Below are 16,437 nucleotides of genomic sequence, written 5' to 3'. Positions count from 1 at the left end.
GGCTGTAGGGTTATTCGGCCGCGATGGCGGCTTTGGTGTTGAACCGGTCGATGATCGCATCGGCGCAATCGCGCCCGTCACGGATCGCCCACACCACCAGCGAGGCACCGCGCACGATATCCCCGATGGCATAGACACCATCCATTTCGGTCTCACCGGTCTGGAAAGCCGCCTTGACAGTGCCCCAGCGGGTTACGGGCAGATCTGGTTGACCAAATAGGGTGGGCAGATCTTCGGGTTCAAAACCCAGCGCCTTGATGACTAGATCGGCCTCTTCCACATAGTCCGCGCCTTCGATCACCTCGGGGGCCTGGCGGCCCGAGGCGTCGGGCTGTCCCAGACGCATCTTCTGCACCATCACACCGGACACGGAGTCATCACCGGTGAACCCTTTGGGCGCGCTTAGCCATTCAAAGATCACGCCCTCTTCTTCGGCGTTCTGCGTTTCCCGCTGCGACCCCGGCATGTTGGCACGGTCACGGCGGTAAAGGCACTTGACCGAAGTCGCGCCCTGGCGCACCGAGGTTCGAACGCAATCCATCGCAGTGTCACCACCACCAATGACTACTACTTTTTTGCCCTTGGCGTTCAGTCGTCCGTTGTCGAAATCGGCGACCTCGTCGCCAAAACTTTTGCGGTTCGATGCGGTCAGAAAGTCGATGGCTTTTTCAATGCCGTTCAACCCACTGCCGGGCATCGTCAGATCGCGAGACTTGTAAACGCCGGTCGCGATGATCACTGCATCATGCTTGGTGCGAATTTCAGCGAATTTATCGGCGTGGACGTCACAGTTCAGGACAAAGTCAACCCCGCCGTCTGCCAGCAGATCGTTGCGGCGTTGCACAATGTCTTTTTCCAGCTTGAAGCCGGGGATTCCGTACATCAGTAGACCACCTGCACGGTCATAACGGTCATATACCGTCACCTGAATACCCGCACGGCGCAGCATATCTGCGGCTGCCAGACCTCCGGGTCCACCGCCGATGATGCCAACGCTTTCGCTGCGCTCAGCTGCGGGGGCGGCGGGTTTGACCCAGCCCTGATCCCAGGCGGTGTCAGTTATGTATTTCTCAATCGTCCCGATTGTAACGGTGCCGTGGCCCGATTGTTCGATCACGCAATTGCCTTCGCACAAGCGATCCTGTGGACAGATACGACCACAGATTTCGGGGAAAGTGTTTGTGGCCTGGCTGGTCTCGTAAGCCTCTTCCAAACGACCTGTTGCTGTCAGGCGCAGCCAATCGGGGATGTTGTTGTGCAGTGGGCAGTGAGACTGGCAATAGGGCACACCGCACTGACTGCAGCGGCTGGCCTGTTCTTTGGCCTTGGCGGCAGCAAATTCTGCATAGATTTCGTCAAAGTCTTCCTTGCGGTCCTCGGCGGCACGCTTTTCAGGCATGACTCGGTCGATCTGCACAAATTTCAGCATCGGTTGCTTGGCCACGGGTCGGACTCCATGAATTGGCTAGGTCGGGCTTCTTTAAGGGATACGATATCGGATTAAAAGTCAATTATACTGACCTAAATTGAAAAAATTTAATCCAGATCGCCAATTCCAAGGGAATATTTCATTATTTTAGTTCCGATTCGGACCTATATGTGCGCTTTCTTTTTTCACTTCACCCTTATACCCATTGTGGCAAACAACACGTGACGGCAGCACGGGCAGTAAAATGAATCTTTTTCAGCTGATTCTCGCAGCAATTATTCAAGGCATTACCGAGTTTTTGCCGATCTCGTCGTCAGGCCACCTGATCCTGCTGCCCAGCCTGACCGGGTTGGATGATCAAGGCCTGGCCATCGACGTTGCTGTTCATGTCGGATCGCTGGGTGCGGTGGTTCTGTATTTCTGGGCCGACGTGAAACAGGCTGCTGCCGGCTTGCCACGCGCGATGACGGGCCGCATCGACACTCCGCAAGCACGACTGGCGATGAGTCTGATCGTTGCAACGATTCCAACGGTTATCGTCGGTGCCATTCTGTTTAAATCCGGCCTCAACCAATCCTTGCGATCAATAGCGGTTATCGGCTGGACGATGCTGGGGTTCGGCTTGCTGCTTTACTGGATGGACCAGAAAGGACCACAAACCAAAATAGCCAAGGAATGGGGCCTGCGCGATGCATTCATCATGGGATTGTGGCAGGTTCTGGCGCTGATCCCCGGCACCTCGCGCTCGGGCATCACGATCACCGGCGCGCGACAACTGGGTTATAGCCGCGAAGACGGTGCGCGGATTGCGATGCTGATGTCGATCCCGACAATCATCGCCTCTGGTGCTTTGCTGTCCGCCGACGTCATTCGCGAGGCTGACGCGCAATTGGCCAGAGACGGCGCTATTGCAGCGCTGTTTGCGTTCTTCGCGGCCCTTCTGGCGCTGACCTTCATGATGCGCCTTCTGCGCAGCGTCAGCTTCACACCCTATGTCATCTATCGCGTGGTTCTGGGTGCGATCCTGCTGATCATTGCCTACAGCTGATCAGGTGCGCAGATTGTCCGCCGAATTCTGGATGTCGTCGTACTGACCAGCAGGGCGAAACTTCCACAGGTAATCCGGCAGGACGGATTCCAGCGTGGCGGGCTCGATCCCCAGGTCACCGAAGCCTTTGGCCCCTTCGGACACCACGTTGTCGCGCCGCAGGTTCTTCAACTGATCGCGGGTTAGTATGTGGTTCGGAAACAACTGGAAGCTGACGAATTTTGCGATATCCAGCACACCGGCCATGATCCTGGCCGCAAAGAAGGGCACCCCGAGAATGACCCGGCGACGGTGGATCACCTCAAGCATCTGCTGCATCAGCGCGCGGAAGGTCTTCACCTCGGGTCCGCCCAACTCATAAACACCCGCCTCGGCATGACCCAGAACGCCTTGAACAGCTGCCTTGGCGACGTCATCCACATAAACTGGCTGGAACTTTGTCTCGGCCCCGACCAGAGGCAGGAACGGTCCCATCCGGGTCATCCCGGCAAAACGGTTAAAGAACTGGTCCTCGGTCCCGAAAATGACCGACGGGCGCAAAATTACCGCGTCCGGCATATGAGTCAGCACGCCAGCCTCACCATGCGCCTTGGTGCGGGAATAATCACTGTTGGACTCCGCATCCGCACCAATGGCCGAGATATGTACCATCCGAGCAATGCCCTGCGCCGCCGCGTGGCGGGCGATCCGCTCTGCCCCTTCGGCCTGCACGGTATCGAACGCATTCTTGCCCAGTTCGTTGAGGACACCCACGCAGTTCACCACCGCATCCGCGCCCTGCATCGCCGCCGCGACCGAGGCATCATCCCGAATGTTGCACAGGATGGGCTCCACCTGACCGACAACGCCGTAAGGCTTGACGAACATGGCCTCATTCGGGCGTCGCACCGCGACCCGCACGCGCCACCCTTCGTTTGCCAAGCGCCGCGCAATATATCGGCCGACAAATCCAGATCCGCCATAAATCGTGACCATTTTGGACATGAGTGGGCTCCTGTTGATGGGTCCTGCTTCGATCTACCCGCCAACGCCCCGGCAAACAAGGCGCAATAACGCCGCGCGCCGGGGAAAACCGTACGATGCGGGTGCTTTTAGGCTGGAGTCAAAAAACTTTCAAAAATCTTTCCGAATCCGGTTGACGCCCCCCGCCAGTAGGCTTAAACGCCCCACCACGACACCTGCCCAGGTGGCGGAATTGGTAGACGCGCTAGCTTCAGGTGCTAGTGTCCGTATGGACGTGGAGGTTCGAGTCCTCTCCTGGGCACCATTTCTTCCGCTAAAACAGTTACTTCAACGGGTTGCGGTTAACTTCGCTACACACGAACGAAGTGGGGCGACTAGGCCTGTCGTCATTGGACTGGACCACCTGACAACAGCTTCAAAACTCTGGTGAAACAAGTGACGGCGCCCGCATCCCCCCGGCCCTTCACGCCTGCGCGGCCAGTTCCAACATCTCACGCCGCCTGATGTCAGCCTGCCCTTTCACCCTGTTCACAAACAGCGCGGGCAAATCCGGGCCTTTATCAGCCTGAAATTTCCGACTTGTTTCGTCTCCGATCAACGCGGCGTATTTGACCCATGTACGGAACCCGAACACATCCCGCAGGCTGATCAGTTGTTTTGTGTTGGTACCAGTCTGTAGCGGCGGCAGCTTCAGGCGCCCAAAGTGTTCACCCTCGATGCCCTGCCATTTCTCCGGAGCCTTGAATCGGTTCTGATCTTCCGTCTCGGAGTATTTGAACTCGGGATATTCCTGCCCGTATTCCGAGCAGCCGTGAGAGATCTTGGACTGCACCCCGGTTATTCCAAAATTCGCCTGCAAATCCTGAAATGCCGCCAGACTGGCTTTCACTTCGGCAATGCTCTCGCAAAAGATGTAGGCTTTGTAGGGATACTTGATACCATCGCGCAGCTCGATCATGCATTTTCTGGCATTGTCGCCAGGCAGATCGAGATTGAGCAGCAAGAAATAAGTTTGAAACATCGCCTCAAGGTTTTCCGGCAAAATCTGAACCTTATAGCAATCATGACATAGGCCCGGTATAACGCTGGTTTTCTTAAAAAATTCAAGCTTTTCCCCGCAATACGGATGCTGCCCCTGAATCGTCATGACCCGACCGGAAAATATTTGCCCGATGGGCACGGCCTGCCTGATCCCTGCGGATTTCAGGACATTCAACCAATTCTCATAGGCCGCAATGCTGCGCGCAGAGTCCAGAAATGACTGTTGCCAATCGGGCTGCAGGGATTTTCCGATCCGCGCCTGGGCTTTTCCGAAAGCACCGGATGGTGCGACCGGAGCTTTGGTCGATTCCAAAAGCAACGTAAGACGCCGGATCGCAGGCAAATCCGTGGGATTGACCGCCAGCCAGCTTTCCAGTTTCTCCAACTGTGCCCGGTTCTGCACTCTGACCTCCTGCGATGGGGTTGCCATGGTGATTGCTCCGATCGGGACCGGCGTCAACTGAATTGATCAGCGATCAACGGTCAGGGTGAACATCATGACCGGCGAATCTGTGGTTACGACACCGATTGCTCTGAAACGATCTCACCAAAACGCGTGAAGAACTTGGCCGACAGCTTTTTGGCCGTTCCGGCAATCAGACGGCTACCCAACTGTGCAATCTTGCCGCCGACATCAACCTTGGCAGTGTAGGTCAGAACCGTCTCGTCGCCGTTTTCAGCTAGGGTGACCTCGGCCCCACCCTTGGCAAATCCTGCCGCTCCGCCTTTACCTTCGCCGGACAGGGAAAACCCGGCAGGTGCATTTGACGTGTCCAGAGTGACCTCTCCGGCGAACTTCGCTTTGACCGGTCCGATCTTCAGGACAACTTTCGCCTCAAGTTCTTCGGGCGAATTCTGGATCAGTTCTTCGCATCCCGGAATACATTCCCGCAGGACATCGGGGTTGTTCAGAGCCCGATAAACCACGTCCCGTGGGGCCGTGATACGGATTTCGTCACTGAGTTCCATGCGTGTTTCCTTTGTTCGACAACCTTAGATTTACCAAAACCGCCGTTTCCATCGTCCGTTTGGACATAAGTGCAGCAGGCAAAACAAATCCGGCCTTTCGTACAACCAGTTCTGCTTTCAACGTATCAGCCTTTCAGCGGCTGGCCACTCTTGAAACGCGGACCGCATTCGTTTTCACGGCGGCTTTCACATCATCAGAGCTTAAGGGGCCGAGGTGAACCCTATTGAATTACAGCGTTTTCCCATGCGGAAATGAATTTTTTTCGTTTCAGATCATCCAAAAATGTCAACAAGGCCGGATTTAACCCAATCGTTTCCTGCTCGTTTGACGTCCCAGCGGACGACAAAAGTGGCAGTGGCGGCTGTCTGTTGGCTGCAGATTCTCCGGTGATCAGAAATCGGACAAAACGTTCCGCGGCCTCGGCGGCCTCGGTTGCTTCTGAGACCATCGCCGTGCGCATCATCGTTGTCTGAAAGTCCGAGGGCAGAATAACCTCAAGCGCGTCTTTACCCTCGGTACGGACGGCTGCATAACTGCCCAGCACATTATAGGCGACCAATATCGTTCCATCGGCCAGGTCCGAGATCATTTCACCGGAACAGCAGTAAAGCCTGACATCCAACCCCCCCATAACCTCCATCAGGCGCCAATAGGTTTCCGAGGCACGCGCATCCTGCGTCGCAAACAGATAGCCCAGCCCTGATTGGCGCACGTCATAGGTTCCAACCTTGCCGTGAAATTCTTCGGGCCGTTCTCGCAGCGCTTCGATCAGGCCCTGGCGGGTATTTGGTACCGGCTGCCCCTCAAACGCCGTGCGGTTGATAACAATGGTTGCCGGCTCGGACGTGAAAGCAAAAAGACTGTGGTGCCACTGCGCCCATGGCGGGACAGGCATATCGTCTATGGGCAGCGCATAGCCATCATTTGCAAGCTTCAGCTGCAAATCCATGGCGCTGGAGATAATGACGTCAAAAGCAGCGGGAGTGGCGCGAACGCGCTTGTCGATATCGGCCGTACCGGACACCAGATATTCGATACTTATCGAAGGATTTCCGGCAACAAATTCATCAATGATCGGTGCGAACAGAATTGTATCGGTGCTGGAGATGACGCGGAGATGCGCGCCTTGAGCACCGTCATTGAAAATCAGACGGTCTTCCCACTCTTCCCCCGACCCTAGATGGGGGATCAGAATTAGAATTACAAAGACAAAGAAACGCATGCGCCGCCCTCTGGCTGGTTTTTCAGGACAAGCGTACCGCCATGGGCCGTCGCCACGTCCTGTGCGATGGTCAGGCCCAGACCCGAGCCAATCGTCCCGGCCGCATTCTGTCCGCGTTCAAAACGGCGGGTCAGCATGTCGATCTCATCGGGCGGAAAACCCGGCCCCGAATCTGTGACTGTGATCCGGGCATTTGGGTTTGCAGAAACATCAATCTCGACCGTGCTGTCGGACGGTGCGTATTTCAGCGCATTGTCGACCATGTTGCGCACCGCATTCTGCAGCAGGATCGGGTCGCCGGAATAGGGCACAGACGGGTCACCGGTCAGGGACAGCGACAGCTCTTTCATTTCGGCAATGGGGGTCAATCGCTGCACAAGCTCACGGGTCAACGTGACAAGGTCGATATCCTCGCGTTCCAGATGGTCCGCGCGGAAAGTAATCATTGCATGATCCAGCAACTGCCCAGCCGCGCGCGAGCTTTCATCGATCGCACGCACCATCGCACGCAATGCCTCGCGGTTGTCTTTCCGCTCGACCCGGTGCAACGTCGCCTCGGCATAGGACCTGACTGTTGCCAACGGTGTGCGCACCCGGTGCGCAGCCTCGGCAATAAAATCCTCGGACTGGCTGAGTGACTGATCCAAACGCCCCATCAGCGAATTCAGCGAGGACACCAAAGGTGCCATTTCGCGTGGCACCGGCTTTTTGAACGGGCTGAGATCTTGCGGCCCCCGGCGCGTAACCGAATTTGTCAGTTTTTTCAGCTGCCCGATAGTCGACGACGTGACCCAGAACGAAAGCGCGGTCGTCAGCAGAAAGAACCCCAACCCCAATAGGGCGGCGTTGCGTGAAATCTGATCCATCGTTTCCGCAAGCGCATCCTGGGTCTGACCAAGTGCAACCTCGATCTCGGTTTGCCGTCCCAGCCCGACAAGGGTGCGACTGGCGCTGACCTGTCGGACACGCTCACCGCGCACCTCGCCAGATCTGAAAACCCAGTTCCCTTCTGCCGGACCACCTGCAAGATGCAGATCTTCGTAACCGGATAGGAACTCTCCGTCCTGAAAAATCGCATAAAACACCCGGTCGTCCGACGGTGTGCTGAGCATTGAAAACGCGGCATAGGGAATATCGACCTCAAGCACCCCATCCCGCAGTGCCGCCGCGTCGAGGATGGACGTCACCGAAGCCTCAAGCAGGTTATCCTGACCCTGCTGAGCCACTTTGGCCGCATAGTTGCGAACGGCAAAAAACAGAAGGATCGCAAGAATGGCCGCACCGCCGATCAGTGTCAGCACCAGCCTGTTGCGCAAAGATCCTGAAACCGTCGGGCTAGTCGTCATGATCCAACCTGTAGCCCAGACCGCGCAGCGTGGTGATTTTCAGATCTGACGCCTCAAGGTGCTTGCGCAAGCGGCCGACATAAACCTCGATCGCGTTATCCGAGACGTTGTCGTCATAGGAAAACAGCCTGTCAGCCAGTTTCTGTTTCGAGAACACATGACCTGGCGCGTTGATGAACAGCTCCATCATGCGCAATTCCCGGTTTCTTAGGGACACTACTGCTCCGCCTACCGTCAAATGACCGGCCACCGGATCAAACACCACCCCGCCGATCTCGATTGTTGTCTTTGCGGCCCCGGATTTTCGACGTAGCACCGCGCGACAACGGGCCTCAAGCTCGGCATGGTCGAAGGGTTTGGTTACGTAATCATCGGCCCCAAGGTCGAGCGAACCGATTCGGTCCGACACCTGACTGCGCGCGGTCAGAACGATCACAGGCGTGTCCAGCCGACCCGCCCGGTGCCGTTTCAGAAAGTCGCGACCATCCCCGTCTGGCAGCATGATGTCCAAAAGGATCAAGTCATATTCATCGGTTTCGACAAAGGCGGTTGCATCTTCGATATTCGCTGCGTGATCAATGACATGGCCATCCAACCGCATACGGGAACTGATCGCATTCGCGAGGTCCAGATTGTCTTCGACAAGGAGAAATTTCATCAGGCTCAGACAGTATTTTTGCGCGTGACAGGTTGATGTCAGGTTGATGTGGTTTTGTTGCCTCTAATCTGAGCCGCCATGCGGCCTGTTGTCAAACGGGAGGAAATCATGACGACATTCAATTTGGGCCGGCGCGCCCTGATCGCAGCTGTGGCTGCCATTGGTCTGACGGGGCCGGCACTGGCCGAAGATCAGGTGGTCGATAGCATCCACTTTCTGATCCCCGGCGGTGCTGGCGGCGGTTGGGACGGCACTGCCCGCGGTACGGGCGAGGCGCTGACCAACGCCGGTCTTGTGGGCACCGCATCCTACGAAAACATGTCGGGTGGCGGTGGCGGCAAGGCCATCGGTTTTCTGATTGAAAACGCCGACAGCAACCACGGCACGCTGATGGTAAATTCGACCCCCATCGTGATCCGGTCGCTGACCGGTGTTTTCCCGCACAACTTCCGCGACCTGACGCTGGTTTCAGGCACCATCGGTGACTATGCCGCCATTGTTGTGGGCAAGGACAGCCCAATCAACTCGATGGAGGACCTGTTGGTCGCCTTTGACGCAGATCCCGCAGGGACGGCGATTGGCGGCGGCTCGGTCCCAGGCGGCATGGACCATCTGGTTGCCGCCATGGTGATGGAAGCCGCTGGCAAGGACGCGCTGGCGGTGAAATACATCCCCTATGATGCAGGTGGTAAAGCCATGGCAGCCCTGTTGTCGGGTGAGATCGCCGCGCTGTCGACCGGGTTCTCGGAAGCGGTCGATCTGGCGAATGCGGGCGAGGTCAAGATCATCGGTGTCACTGCCGACGAACGTGTGGATGCCGCACCGGATGCGATGACCATGAAGGAACAGGGCATTGATACGTCCTTTGTGAACTGGCGCGGGTTCTTCGCAGCCCCCGGCCTGCCCGAAGACAAGCTGGCCGCCTATCAGGACGCCATCGCCAAGATGTACGACACCCCGGAATGGGAAGAGGTGCGTGCCCGCAACGGTTGGGTAAACATCCACAACTCGGGTGATGATTTCCAGTCATTCCTGGAACAGCAGGAACAGCAGATCGGCGATCTGATGAAAAAGCTGGGCTTCCTCTAAAGGTAAACCTTTGGCAGAGCGGTGAACCGCTCTGCCATCCCCAACGATCACAAAAAAGGAGGGGGTATCATGGCGCTGGATCGCTGGATCGCGCTTGTTCTGCTGGGTGTGTGTTTGATGTATGGCTACGCCGCCTGGTTTACGATGGACAGTAGCCTTCCCCCTTTCATGCAACGCAACCCCATCTGGCCAAGCACTTTCCCGAAAGTGCTGTCCATTCTGGGCATCGTCACAACAACAATCATCCTTCTGGGCTTTGAAAAATCCGAGCCCAAAGAGGCCGATATCGATTATCGGAGGTTGGGTGAATACCACCTGGATCAGGCGCTGATGCTGCTGGCCCTGATGGTCATCTACGCCCTGTGCCTGCGCCCTGTCGGTTTCCTGATTTCAACCTCGGCTTTCCTGATCCTCGGATCTTTCATTCTGGGCGAGCGCAGGTGGCACATCATGCTGCCCGTCGCGTTCATCGCCACTGGTTTTGTCTGGTATCTGGTTCAGGAAGTTCTGGGCATCTACATGCGCCCCTTGCCGGGCATTTTCGGAGGCTGACATGCTTGAAGGACTTCTGATCGGCCTGCAAACGGCATTCTCTATTCAAAATCTTCTGATGGTCGTCGCGGGCTGTCTGATCGGCACGTTCATCGGCATGCTGCCAGGCCTTGGGCCGATGTCAATCATTGCGATCATGATCCCGGTCGCCATTTCCATGGGTGACCCGTCGGCCGCATTGATCCTGCTAGCCGGGGTCTATTACGGGGCAATTTTTGGCGGTTCGACCTCCTCCATCCTGCTGAACGCGCCGGGGGTCGCGGGTACAGTGGCCTCCAGCTTTGACGGCTATCCGATGGCGCGTCAGGGCAAGGCGGGCAAGGCGCTGACCGTTGCCGCGATTGCCAGCTTTGCCGGCGGCACGATGGGTGCCATCCTTCTTATGGTGTTTGCGCCTGCTTTGTCCTCGGTCGCGCTGTTGTTCCATTCGGCCGAATATTTCGCGCTGATGGTCGTGGGCCTGTCGGCCATTGCGGCCTTCGCGGGCAGCGGACAGGTCGCCAAAGCGGTCATCATGACGGTTTTGGGATTGATCATGGCAACCGTGGGTGAAGGCGCGCTGTTCAACTTGCCGCGTTTCACAATGGGGATCATGGACCTGCAATCGGGTTTTGGGTTCATCACGCTGGCCATGGCCATGTTCGCCCTGCCCGAAGCCCTGTTTCTGGTCCTCAAGCCAAAGGACCTGAAAGGGGATGACGGCGAAATCAAAGACCTGCGCATCACCAAAGCCGAAGCCAAAGCCATCGCTCCGGTGGTCGGGCGTCAATCGGTGCAGGGGTTCTTTATCGGTGTCCTGCCCGGCGCTGGCGCAACGATCGCCAGCTTCCTTGGCTACGCGGTTGAACGCAATATCGCCCCGAAAGAAGAACAGGAAGAATTCGGCAAAGGCTCGATCAAAGGTCTGGCTGCGCCTGAAACAGCCAACAACGCGGCCTGCACAGGATCCTTTGTTCCGCTGCTGACACTGGGTATTCCCGGATCGGGCACAACGGCGATCCTACTGGGGGCTCTGATCGCCCTGAACGTAACACCTGGACCCCGGTTGATGATAGATGAGCCGCAGATATTCTGGGCGGTCATCATGTCAATGTTCATCGGCAATCTGGTTCTGCTTATCCTGAACCTGCCGCTGATCCCCTACATCGCCAAAGTTCTGGCCGTTCCGCGCAACTATTTGATCCCTTTCATTTTGTTCTTCACCCTGATGGGGGCCTATATCGGGCAGAACAATACGACTGAATTGCTGATCCTTGTTGGCTTCGGCGTCTGTGCCACGGCCCTGAAATTTGCCGACTACCCGCTGGCCCCACTGCTGATCGGTTTCATCCTCGGCGGTATGATGGAGGACAACTTCGCACGGTCCATGCAGCTCTATGACGGGATCGCCTTTATCTGGGAACGCCCCATGACGCTGGGCCTGCTGGTGATCGCTGCGTTGCTGGTGCTGCTGCCCAGCTATCGCGCACGCCGGGCGCGGGCGCGGGCGGCCGGGGTTGCCGATGGCGACTGAGCCCCTGGCTGGCATAAGGGTTCTGGACCTGACGAATGTTCTGGCAGGTCCGTATTGCTGTTATCAGCTGGCGCTGATGGGGGCCGAAGTGATCAAGGTTGAGCGCCCCGAGGGTGGCGACCTTGCCCGTGTTCTGGGCGCGGACCCGGATAGGAACAAGGCGGGCATGGGCATCAGCTTTCTGGCGCAAAATGCCGACAAGAAATCCGTCACGCTGGATATGAAATCCGCAAAAGGCAAAGCGCTGTTGAAGCGGCTGGTGAAGACCGCGGATGTACTGGTTGAGAACTTTCGACCGGGAGTCATGGACCGTTTGGGGCTGGGGTATGAGGTCTTGCGCGCCGAGAATCCCCTCTTGATCTACTGCGCCATCAGCGGCTTTGGTCAGGACGGGCCGCGCCGAAAAGACCCGGCCTATGACCAGATCGTGCAAGGTCTCAGCGGTGTGATGTCGATCACGGGTGCGGCTGATACGGCCCCCTACCGTGTTGGCTATCCGCTGGCCGATACCGTCGGAGGCCTGACGGCAGCGTTCGCCATCAGCGCAGCTCTGAACGCCAAGCCACGTGGCGCGTTTTTAGACGTCTCTATGTCCGAGGCGGTGATTTCGACGATGGGCTGGGTGGTGTCGAACTATCTGGTTGGCGGCGTCACCCCCGGCGCGCATGGCAACGAAAACATGACCTCGGCGCCGTCCGGCACATTCGCGACCGCAGACAACCCGATCAACATCGCCGCAAACCGCGACGAGCAGTGGCAGGCCCTCGCAGGGCACCTTGGGCGAGAGGACTTGCTGACCAACCCTGACTACGCAACCCGCGAGGATCGCAAAACGAACCGCCACGCCCTTCGCAGTGAACTGGAAGCGGCGCTGCGCCAACGTTCTGCCGATGATTGGGTCCGAGAATTAAACGCGCTGGGTGTTCCGACCGGGCAGGTGCTGACGGTGCCCGAAGCCCTGTCGGATTCGCAACTCGCAGGCCGCGGTCTCGTCGGATCCCTGTCTGTTCAAGGCGAAGAGATGAAGCTGGCCGGAAGCCCGGTCGTGATGGATGGCGCGCGCAGGATGCCGCAAACCGCTCCACCCGCGCTTGGTGCGGACAACGCAGCGATCTGGTCAGAGCTTGGGCTGTCAGGTGCTGAAATTGAAGCGTTGCAGGCGGAGGGTGTCCTATGAATGACGTGGCCGATTGGTGGGCAACTGCCATCATCGACATGGAACCTGGGCGAATAGATCTGCGCGGGGAACCCATTCAGGACCTCATCGGCAATCTCAGCTTCGCAGAGATGATCTGGTTCATGGTGCGCGGAGACAGGCCATCACCGGCACAGTTGCGTTTGTTCGAAGCCGCGTTGGTCGCCGCTGTCGATCATGGGCCGCAGGCCCCCTCAATCGCGGCAGCCCGCATGGCGGTCACCTGTGGATTGCCCCTGAACAACGCCATGGCCAGCGCTGTGAATATGCTGGGCGATATCCATGGTGGTGCGGGCGAGCAAGCCGTCACGCTGTACCACTTCGCCCAATCGCATCCGTCCGGAATCGACGTCGCAATGGATGACTGGATCGTTGAGCACGGAAAAATCCTGCCCGGATTTGGTCACCGGTTTCACGCACCAACGGACCCCCGCGCACCGCGTTTGATGGCCTTGGTAGACGAAGCGATCGCGCAAAAGGCGTGTGAGGGTCACTTCAAAACCGTCGCGGAGAATATCGAGGCTGAACTGGCACGGCGCAAAGGCAAACCGGTGCCCATGAATATCGATGGGGCCACGGCCGTGATTTATGCAGAACTCGGGTTCGCGCCGCCGCTGGCGCGCGGCCTGTTCTGCCTGTCCCGGTCAGTAGGCATTCTTGCGCATGCCTGGGAACAGGTTCAACAGGGCGGCCGCAACAAAGGCCCGACGCCCCCGAAATATCGCTGGACCTACAGGAGCGATTCAACACCAGGCGAAACGGAGAGCTAACCCTGTCTGGGCGGGGGCAAGACTCTAAACCTGCTTTTCGACCGGAGGATCAACGTCAGGCCGGACGGGTTCGACCTCGATATCGATGACCTCGGAAGCCTCCGGTTCCTCAACCTCTTCCACTTCAGGCTCAGGCTCGGGTTCAACATCAGAGTTGTCCTCCAACGCACCGACAATCAGAGGCAGCATATGCACACCGGTCGCCGTCGCAATCTCGGGCGTTTTCGGAGTTTGCCAGCTGAGCGTGTCAAAGCTGCCGCAGTTCTGACAGACCGGGCCCCATTCGGGCTGAATGTCATGGCAGTTGTCACAGACCCATTGCGGGCCGCGGGGCGCGTTCAGTGCCTTGGCCAGCCACCCCTGAACAACCGCGTCCGAGGCCCCTTCGCCCCGTTCAATCGCCGCCATCAAGGTATAAGCCCGCGCGTCGGCCTGTTTTTCGACCACATCGCCCAGCGCACGGCGCGCCTCGGGGAAGTCTTCGGCCACGATGTTGAGTTCAGCCAGAATCAGGCGGGTTTCCATGTTTTCCGGGTGAATGCGGGTCAGGGCGGTGAACCGTTTGATCCGCTCTTGCGGGGATTCATCCGGCGCGATTTCGGCAAAGGCGTGGGCCAGATCGGGGTGAGGTTGAACTTCCCAGGCTTTTTTCAGAATCTTGGTGGCAGGGCGCGGCTTGCCTTTTTCGATATAGGCTCGCGCGGCCATCGCGGCGGCAGGCACCAGATCGGGCGACAGGCGGTTGGCCTCGATCGCGTGCTCCTGCTGTTCTACCGTGGCGCTGTCGTCCAGAATATCCTTGGCCTCGGACAGCGCCAGCACCGCATCCCGACGCTTGAACACGTCGCGCGGCAGGTGGCCGGCCTTTAGCTTGGCGGTCAGGGTCGAGCGCGCCCCGGCCCAGTCCTGCGATTTGGTCTGAAGGCCCAATAGAATGTCCTGCGTTTCGGCGTGGCGCGGTTTGATTGCCAGCGCCTTTTCGGCCAGTTTGCGAGCGGTTTCGTCATCGCCCTCGGCCAGTTTCTGTTTCATGATGCCGCGCACACCAACAAAGCGGGTGGCGTTATTCGTCACCAGTTTCTTGTAAGTCTCGGATGCTTTCTTAGTGTCACCGTTCATCTCGGCAGCCTGCGCCACCAGAAGGTTGGTCAGTTCGGGTTTGTTCAACAGTTTCTCGGCCTTTGTGGCCTTGGACATGGCCACGCGCCCTTCACCCGAAGCCAGCGCCATCAGACCATCCGCCAACGCCTGATATCCACGCTTTTCGCGGCTGCGATCGAAATACCGCGACAGGGCGGTCTCATCCCCATTGAGGAAATGAAGCGTTGCGATCAGCAGGGTCAGCAGCTTGAAGAACACCCAAATCGCAAGCACCAGAACACCCAGTGCGATCACCGATTGTAACGGCCCCAGCGTATATTCCACGCCTGCGACGGTGATCTGAACCCCGCCGCTGGTTTCCATCAGGAACATGGCCCCCATGGCCAGCAAGCCAATAATCGCTACAAAAACAAGGATCTTAAACAATGACCACAGCATGGCAGGTCCTTCAGTTCGAGTTTACGCTGGATTGCAGCGCATTTGCGGCATCCACGGCGGCAACCCGCGTCTGAGCCGCCTGTTCCCAGTCGGCCAGCGCGGCCTGCGCCGCGTCGGGCAGATTTTTGAGTTCGGTCAGCGCACCAGCGATGTCTCCGTCAGCCAGCGCAGCTTCGGCCCGCGACAGGACGGCATCGGGGCCGTCCCCTTCTTGCGGGGTCACCGACCGCGCACCGGTCTGGCGTTGCAGGAAGGCGACCAACCCGGTGCTCTGGTCAGCGTCTCGTGCATCCGCCAATGCTGTGCGGGCTACCGGCGCAAAGGACGAACGCAATGAAGCCAAAGTCTCGACACCCTTTTCGGCTGGGGCTGACAGGGCTTCGGGAACGGTCACACCACCCGCCGTCAGTTCTGCGATCAGATCGCTATAAGGCTGACCGGCCTCCAATTGCCCATGCACCTGAGACAGGATTGCCGCGTTGCTTGCCGCTTGGGCCTTTGCGGCGGCCTGCGCCTCAAGCGCCTGCGCGTCAGACACCATTTTCTCGACCTCAGCCCGCTGTGCGGCCAGTGAATCCTGCAGCTTTTTAAGTTCGGCTTCAAAGGCGGCGGTCGCCTCGGACGACGCGCCCTGGGTCAACGCACCGGATTCCAGCTTGCTCAGACGCTCCGCCAGAGGATCAACCTTGCCAGCCAATCCATCGAGGCTGGATTTCAGCGCCGCCAAATCCGCGCTGAGCGGGCTGACCTGATCGGTCAGCGCGGCGATCTTGCTGTCCACATCGGACCCGTCAGACAGGGATTTCGTCAGTGCTGCAATTTGGCTGGATTGATCATTCAACTTCGTTTCCAACGCAGCGATCGCGTCGTTGTCGCCCGAGTTGAACAGTCCGGCATTGCCCGCCGCAAACCCGATGGCCGCAGCAATCGCGCCGCCAATCAGGGCTGGCACAAAGCCGCCGCGCTTTTCTACCGTGTGCTCGATGACTTTTTCTTCGACCGGGTCAGAGGCGGCTTCGGCTTCGGCTTCGGCTTCGGCTTCGGCTTCGGCTTCGGCTTCGGCTTCGGCTTCGGCTTCGGCTTCGGCTTCGGCTTCGGCTTC

The 16,437-nt window shown here is 58.2% G+C and carries 15 protein-coding genes and 1 tRNA gene; 7 read left to right on the top strand and 9 right to left on the bottom strand.

What is annotated here, in order from left to right:
* Nucleotides 1-10: 10 nt before the first annotated feature.
* The gene (locus tag ACR0IY_RS21655) at nucleotides 11-1,444 is read right to left on the bottom strand and encodes an NAD(P)-dependent oxidoreductase (RefSeq protein ID WP_480677064.1); all 1,434 of its coding nucleotides are present in this window, start codon (nucleotides 1,442-1,444) and stop codon (nucleotides 11-13) included.
* 229 nt (nucleotides 1,445-1,673) lie between these two features.
* On the opposite strand from ACR0IY_RS21655, the gene ACR0IY_RS21650 reads away from it, so the two are divergent.
* Complete coding sequence (locus ACR0IY_RS21650) at nucleotides 1,674-2,477, top strand: undecaprenyl-diphosphate phosphatase (RefSeq protein ID WP_480677062.1); 804 nt, start codon at nucleotides 1,674-1,676, stop codon at nucleotides 2,475-2,477.
* On the opposite strand, the gene ACR0IY_RS21645 is transcribed toward ACR0IY_RS21650, so the two are convergent.
* Nucleotides 2,478-3,461 carry a complex I NDUFA9 subunit family protein gene (locus tag ACR0IY_RS21645; protein WP_480677060.1) on the bottom strand — a complete coding sequence of 328 codons (984 nt, stop codon included), beginning with the start codon at nucleotides 3,459-3,461 and terminating at the stop codon, nucleotides 2,478-2,480. It lies immediately after the preceding gene.
* 196 nt (nucleotides 3,462-3,657) lie between these two features.
* On the opposite strand from ACR0IY_RS21645, the gene ACR0IY_RS21640 reads away from it, so the two are divergent.
* Nucleotides 3,658-3,744: transfer RNA gene (locus tag ACR0IY_RS21640), tRNA-Leu, on the top strand.
* Between the two features lie 159 nt (nucleotides 3,745-3,903).
* On the opposite strand, the gene ACR0IY_RS21635 is transcribed toward ACR0IY_RS21640, so the two are convergent.
* The 5 genes from ACR0IY_RS21635 to ACR0IY_RS21615 all read right to left on the bottom strand — a co-directional run bounded on the left by ACR0IY_RS21635 (nucleotide 3,904) and on the right by ACR0IY_RS21615 (nucleotide 8,677).
* The gene (locus ACR0IY_RS21635) at nucleotides 3,904-4,911 is read right to left on the bottom strand and encodes a hypothetical protein (protein WP_480677058.1); all 1,008 of its coding nucleotides are present in this window, start codon (nucleotides 4,909-4,911) and stop codon (nucleotides 3,904-3,906) included.
* A gap of 86 nt (nucleotides 4,912-4,997) precedes the next feature.
* A complete protein-coding gene (locus ACR0IY_RS21630) occupies nucleotides 4,998-5,450 on the bottom strand; it encodes an SRPBCC family protein (RefSeq protein WP_480677056.1) in 453 nt (150 codons plus the stop codon).
* Between the two features lie 221 nt (nucleotides 5,451-5,671).
* Nucleotides 5,672-6,673: an ABC transporter substrate-binding protein gene (locus tag ACR0IY_RS21625; protein WP_480677054.1), complete on the bottom strand. Its 1,002-nt coding sequence runs from the start codon at nucleotides 6,671-6,673 to the stop codon at nucleotides 5,672-5,674.
* Nucleotides 6,652-8,019 carry a sensor histidine kinase N-terminal domain-containing protein gene (locus ACR0IY_RS21620; RefSeq protein WP_480677052.1) on the bottom strand — a complete coding sequence of 456 codons (1,368 nt, stop codon included), beginning with the start codon at nucleotides 8,017-8,019 and terminating at the stop codon, nucleotides 6,652-6,654. The genes ACR0IY_RS21625 and ACR0IY_RS21620 overlap by 22 nt, the downstream gene beginning before the upstream one ends.
* A complete protein-coding gene (locus ACR0IY_RS21615) occupies nucleotides 8,009-8,677 on the bottom strand; it encodes a response regulator transcription factor (protein ID WP_480677050.1) in 669 nt (222 codons plus the stop codon). Before ACR0IY_RS21615 ends, ACR0IY_RS21620 begins: the two co-directional genes overlap by 11 nt.
* Nucleotides 8,678-8,785: 108 nt before the next feature.
* Here ACR0IY_RS21615 and ACR0IY_RS21610 point away from each other — a divergent pair, with 108 nt between their 5' ends.
* The 5 genes from ACR0IY_RS21610 (at nucleotide 8,786) to ACR0IY_RS21590 (ending at nucleotide 13,796) form a co-directional block, all read left to right on the top strand.
* Nucleotides 8,786-9,766, top strand: a complete 981-nt coding sequence (locus ACR0IY_RS21610; protein WP_480677048.1) for a Bug family tripartite tricarboxylate transporter substrate binding protein — start codon at nucleotides 8,786-8,788, stop codon at nucleotides 9,764-9,766.
* A 69-nt stretch (nucleotides 9,767-9,835) separates the two neighbouring features.
* Complete coding sequence (locus ACR0IY_RS21605) at nucleotides 9,836-10,318, top strand: tripartite tricarboxylate transporter TctB family protein (RefSeq protein WP_480677046.1); 483 nt, start codon at nucleotides 9,836-9,838, stop codon at nucleotides 10,316-10,318.
* A 1-nt stretch (nucleotide 10,319) separates the two neighbouring features.
* Nucleotides 10,320-11,831 (top strand): tripartite tricarboxylate transporter permease, encoded by a 1,512-nt coding sequence (locus ACR0IY_RS21600; RefSeq protein ID WP_480677044.1) that lies wholly within the window; start codon nucleotides 10,320-10,322, stop codon nucleotides 11,829-11,831.
* Entirely contained in the window at nucleotides 11,821-13,008 is a 1,188-nt protein-coding gene (locus tag ACR0IY_RS21595) for a CaiB/BaiF CoA transferase family protein (RefSeq protein WP_480677042.1), read from the top strand. Before ACR0IY_RS21600 ends, ACR0IY_RS21595 begins: the two co-directional genes overlap by 11 nt.
* Nucleotides 13,005-13,796 carry a citryl-CoA lyase gene (locus ACR0IY_RS21590; protein WP_480677040.1) on the top strand — a complete coding sequence of 264 codons (792 nt, stop codon included), beginning with the start codon at nucleotides 13,005-13,007 and terminating at the stop codon, nucleotides 13,794-13,796. The genes ACR0IY_RS21595 and ACR0IY_RS21590 overlap by 4 nt, the downstream gene beginning before the upstream one ends.
* Before the next feature lie 24 nt (nucleotides 13,797-13,820).
* Here ACR0IY_RS21590 and ACR0IY_RS21585 read toward each other — a convergent pair whose 3' ends face one another.
* Both ACR0IY_RS21585 and ACR0IY_RS21580 read right to left on the bottom strand, forming a co-directional pair.
* A complete protein-coding gene (locus ACR0IY_RS21585) occupies nucleotides 13,821-15,335 on the bottom strand; it encodes a heme biosynthesis HemY N-terminal domain-containing protein (protein ID WP_480677039.1) in 1,515 nt (504 codons plus the stop codon).
* Nucleotides 15,336-15,345: 10 nt separating this feature from the next.
* The coding region (locus ACR0IY_RS21580) for a COG4223 family protein (RefSeq protein ID WP_480677037.1) at nucleotides 15,346-16,437 on the bottom strand (1,092 nt) is incomplete at its 5' end.

Source organism: Ruegeria sp. BC1 (assembly GCF_056539305.1).
This window is presented reverse-complemented; position numbering and strand designations above follow the sequence as displayed.

Excerpts from the sequence above, each read along its gene's own strand:
- ACR0IY_RS21650 (WP_480677062.1), top strand. The coding sequence starts at position 1,674 with ATGAATCTTTTTCAGCTGATTCTCGCAGCAATTATTCAAGGCATTACC.
- ACR0IY_RS21645 (WP_480677060.1), bottom strand. The coding sequence starts at position 3,461 with ATGTCCAAAATGGTCACGATTTATGGCGGATCTGGATTTGTCGGCCGA.
- ACR0IY_RS21635 (WP_480677058.1), bottom strand. The coding sequence starts at position 4,911 with ATGGCAACCCCATCGCAGGAGGTCAGAGTGCAGAACCGGGCACAGTTG.
- ACR0IY_RS21630 (WP_480677056.1), bottom strand. The coding sequence starts at position 5,450 with ATGGAACTCAGTGACGAAATCCGTATCACGGCCCCACGGGACGTGGTT.
- ACR0IY_RS21625 (WP_480677054.1), bottom strand. The coding sequence starts at position 6,673 with ATGCGTTTCTTTGTCTTTGTAATTCTAATTCTGATCCCCCATCTAGGG.
- ACR0IY_RS21620 (WP_480677052.1), bottom strand. The coding sequence starts at position 8,019 with ATGACGACTAGCCCGACGGTTTCAGGATCTTTGCGCAACAGGCTGGTG.
- ACR0IY_RS21615 (WP_480677050.1), bottom strand. The coding sequence starts at position 8,677 with ATGAAATTTCTCCTTGTCGAAGACAATCTGGACCTCGCGAATGCGATC.
- ACR0IY_RS21610 (WP_480677048.1), top strand. The coding sequence starts at position 8,786 with ATGACGACATTCAATTTGGGCCGGCGCGCCCTGATCGCAGCTGTGGCT.
- ACR0IY_RS21605 (WP_480677046.1), top strand. The coding sequence starts at position 9,836 with ATGGCGCTGGATCGCTGGATCGCGCTTGTTCTGCTGGGTGTGTGTTTG.
- ACR0IY_RS21600 (WP_480677044.1), top strand. The coding sequence starts at position 10,320 with ATGCTTGAAGGACTTCTGATCGGCCTGCAAACGGCATTCTCTATTCAA.
- ACR0IY_RS21595 (WP_480677042.1), top strand. The coding sequence starts at position 11,821 with ATGGCGACTGAGCCCCTGGCTGGCATAAGGGTTCTGGACCTGACGAAT.
- ACR0IY_RS21590 (WP_480677040.1), top strand. The coding sequence starts at position 13,005 with ATGAATGACGTGGCCGATTGGTGGGCAACTGCCATCATCGACATGGAA.
- ACR0IY_RS21585 (WP_480677039.1), bottom strand. The coding sequence starts at position 15,335 with ATGCTGTGGTCATTGTTTAAGATCCTTGTTTTTGTAGCGATTATTGGC.